3 protein-coding genes and 1 pseudogene are annotated in these 3,564 nt (G+C 50.7%); all 4 read right to left on the bottom strand.

Annotated elements, in window-relative coordinates; genetic code table 11:
* A pseudogene (locus AC1DUA_RS34075) lies at window positions 1–609 on the bottom strand (hypothetical protein); the annotation flags it as partial.
* 93 nt (window positions 610–702) lie between these two features.
* A complete protein-coding gene (locus tag AC1DUA_RS34070; RefSeq protein ID WP_477503956.1) occupies window positions 703–2,091 on the bottom strand; it encodes a sensor histidine kinase in 1,389 nt (462 codons plus the stop codon).
* On the bottom strand, window positions 2,085–2,291 hold the full coding sequence (locus AC1DUA_RS34065; RefSeq protein WP_477503955.1) for a winged helix-turn-helix domain-containing protein: 207 nt from the start codon (window positions 2,289–2,291) through the stop codon (window positions 2,085–2,087). Before AC1DUA_RS34065 ends, AC1DUA_RS34070 begins: the two co-directional genes overlap by 7 nt.
* On the bottom strand, window positions 2,203–2,685 hold the full coding sequence (locus tag AC1DUA_RS34060) for a response regulator transcription factor (protein WP_477503954.1): 483 nt from the start codon (window positions 2,683–2,685) through the stop codon (window positions 2,203–2,205). The genes AC1DUA_RS34065 and AC1DUA_RS34060 overlap by 89 nt, the downstream gene beginning before the upstream one ends.
* Window positions 2,686–3,564 lie beyond the last annotated feature (879 nt).

Below are 3,564 nucleotides of genomic sequence, written 5' to 3'. Positions count from 1 at the left end.
ATTCAATGCTGCCGATTTTTTCGCATCTTTACCTACTTTGAGAGCTGCACGAATCTCTTTCGCAGTTTTGCCGTCCGTTGCAATGCCCGCAGCTGTTGCTTTTTCTTGCAACTTAGCCATTTCAGCTGCTTTCAGTGCTGCTCTGATCTCTTTATTCGTTTTGCCTTCCGTGCTAATACCGAGCTTAGTCGCTTTTTCTTGCAGTTTCGTTAACGCTGATGCTTTCAGCGCCTCTCTCAACTCTTTGTTCGTTTTACCATCCGTACTGATTCCCAGCTTAGTCGCTTTTGCTTGCAATTTTACCTGAACCGCTGCTTGGATGTCCGCTTTGAGCTGTTCTGCTGTTTTGCCATCTGTGCTGATGCCCAGCTTTGCTGCTGCTTTGTTCAACTGCTCTGTGTTTTGAGCTGCTTTTGCCGTTTTCAGTTCATCTTTGATCTGTTTGTTCGTTTTACCGTCCGTCGATATGCCAAAAGCTTGCGCTCTATCTTGCAGTAATTGTTTAAGCGGATGAAGTGTGCTGCTCTGCGATTCCGCCGCGAAAGCCGCCACTGGAACCATTAATGCGATTGCACCTACCAAAGCTAATCCTGTTAATTTTTTCAACATAAGTATCACTCCTCGATTGGTCTATGGTTATGTTTACCTTACGAACCCTATCTTAGCGGATAATTATGTCATAAGTTTGTCATGGTGCGATGCTTATACAGCTGGCAAAAATATTTTAAAAACCGTCCCCGTCCCAAGCTTAGACTCAACTCGAATGGAGCCTCCGTGGGCTTCAATGATATGTTTACAGATCGTCAGCCCGAGCCCTGATCCGGAACGATTGCGGCTTTCATCCGCTTTGTAGAAGCGATCAAACAGATGCGGCAGCTTCTCAGGCGCAATCCCCTGACCGTTGTCCCAGACCTCGATCCAACGCTCATTTCTGACCGCTTTCACCCGAATTCCCGCCTGTGATCCTTCTGGGATATGGTTAATCGCGTTATCCAGCAAATTGATGAAAACTTGCCTCAGCCGATCGGCATCCCCTTGTACCCTATATGGCATCTCGGCTTCTGAGCTCAGTTCAATCTGCTTGGACTTGGCTTTCATCTTCAGCTGCGTGACCACGTGAGCAATGACCTCGGATACGTCCATAGGTTGAAAACTCAACTTCACCTGCTTCTCCTCAAACGACGACAGCTCCATCAAATCATCCACCAAACTGCTCAGTCGCAGCGTTTCTTGGAGAGACACCTGGATGAATTCCTTGGCATCCTCGGGCTCCACGACACCGTCCGTTATCCCCTGCAGGGAGGCCCGAATCGTCGTTAGCGGCGTCCGCAGCTCGTGTGAAATTTCAGACAGGAACCTTTTGCGCCCCTCTTCAACCTTCTGCAGCTTACCTGCCATGCGATTCAATGATCCCGACAGCGATGCAATCTCGTCCTTGCCTCGAACGGGGACCCTTCCGCTGAAATCCCCCAAAGCCAGCGCCTCCGCCGTCTTGCTCATGAGCTGAATCGGCTTCACAAAATGCCGTGAAACAAAATACAGCACAGCCATCGCAAGAAGCGCGACCGATACCGCTGAGATATAGATCGCCCGATTGATGTCGTTGATCGTCCCTTGAATATTTACAATTGGCGTATATAGAAAAATAGCCCCAACCACGCGGTTCTCCAACATCACAGGGCGACCGACAATCAACATTTTCACCGTGCTATTCTGAGTAAAATTGCTCCGTACCGTCACCTGATTCCCTGCCAGCACCTTGTCCAGCCATTCCTTGCGTGCCGGGGACTCGCCGATGGACTGGATTTTATCCACATTCACTTTTGGATGCTTAATCAGAGCCACGCGAACGTTGGACGATTTCTCTATTGCGCTTATTTGCTTTCGAAAGTCCTTCAGCAAAGTGGAACCGTCGAACAGCTCTTTGGCTAACACATCAACCTGTTCAACTTTCTCCAGCAATAGCTTCTCGCTGCGGTCATACGTCTTCTGTTTCATGGAATAACCAATCGTTCCCGAAATCGCAAGAATAGACACAACCGTAATGGACATGTAGATGAATAATAGCTTGCGGTAAAAAGAGTTCAGCATGACTCGGGCCCCTCGAACTTGTAGCCGATGCCCCACACCGTCCGAATGTTCCAGTCTACTTTTCTTTCCGTACGCGCCGATAGCTTCTGTCTAAGACGCTTTATGTATAAGTCAACGACACGATCCTCGCCCTCGAAATCCCAGCCCCAGATCTTGGCGATGAGGTCTTCGCGAGTGAATACCTGATTCGGATTGCGCACGAAAAATAGAGGGAGCTGCCGCTTCCGTTCGAATCAGCGTTCTGCGAAGTATTGTGGTCACGCGAGCGACCAGCTCGTTTGGGTCAAAAGGCTTGACCAAATAATCGTCTGCGCCCATTTGCAAACCCTCAATCCGCTCATCAACGTGAGCTCTGGCTGTCAGCATCAGAATCGGTACGTCGCTCATCGCGCGAATCTTTTGGCACACGGACCAGCCGTCCCGCTTCGGCAGCATAATATCCAGCACGATGAAGTCGGGCTGCAGCTCTTCGAACTGCGTGAGCGCCTGCTCGCCGTCATTTGCGGTCACCACCGCATAGCCGCTTTTTTCCAAATATAGCTTCGTAATGCGGCAAATATTCAAATCATCATCTACCACCAAAACGGTTTTCACAAGGCACACACTCCTGAACTTAGGATCTATGACACCATCATACTGGATAATTGTGAATAAAAAATTTATAAATTTGCCAAAATGCAGGATGACTGCCGGCGGGACTAGCTTTTTCGGCTCTCTCGTGCCTACAACTGACTGCGCCGCACGGTTTTCTCATTCGAGACGGCCTTTTGGGGCTTCTCGCTTCGCTTCCGCTACCTTTTCGCCGCCGAGACGGCTCTTTCAGCTCTCTCGCACCTACACCCTGCTTGCTCCGCACGGGTTTCCCATTCGAGACAGCCTTTTGGGACGTCTCGCTTCGCTTCCGCTACCTTTTCGCCGCCGAGACGGCTCTTTCGGCTCTCTCGCGCCTACACCTGCCTGCGCCGCACGGGTTTCCCATTCGAGACGGCCTTTAGGAGCTACTCGCTTCGCTTCCGCTACCTTTTCGCCGCCGAGACGGCCTTTTCTGCTAACGTTAAGCTTGTTTTCCAGCGGTAACGCTCTCTTTCAGCGCGTTGGACACACGTTAGCGATGTTTTTCGACGTTCCAGCGAGCGGCGGGTCAATTCTGGCCATTTCGCCGGACGTTAAGCTTGTTTTTCAGCGTTAACGCTCACTTTCGGCGCGTTAGAACACGTTAGCGATGTTTTTCGACGTTCCAGCTGCAGGCGGGACAATTCTGGCCATTTCCCCGGACGTTTAAGCTTGTTTTCAGCGTTAACGCTCACTTTCGGCACGTTGGAGGCACGTTAGCGATGTTTTTCGACGTTCCAGCGAGCGGCGGGTCTATTCTGGCCATTTCGCCGGACGTTAAGCTTGTTTTCCAGCGTTAACGTTCAGTTTCGGCGCGTTGGACGCACGTTAGCGATGTTTTTCGACGTTCCAGCGAGCGGC

The organism is Paenibacillus sp. 01T422 (genome assembly GCF_056398785.1).
The sequence above is the reverse complement of the archived record's forward strand: the minus strand, read 5'-3'. Positions and strand labels throughout refer to the sequence as shown.

Excerpts from the sequence above, each read along its gene's own strand:
- AC1DUA_RS34070 (WP_477503956.1), bottom strand. The coding sequence starts at position 2,091 with ATGCTGAACTCTTTTTACCGCAAGCTATTATTCATCTACATGTCCATT.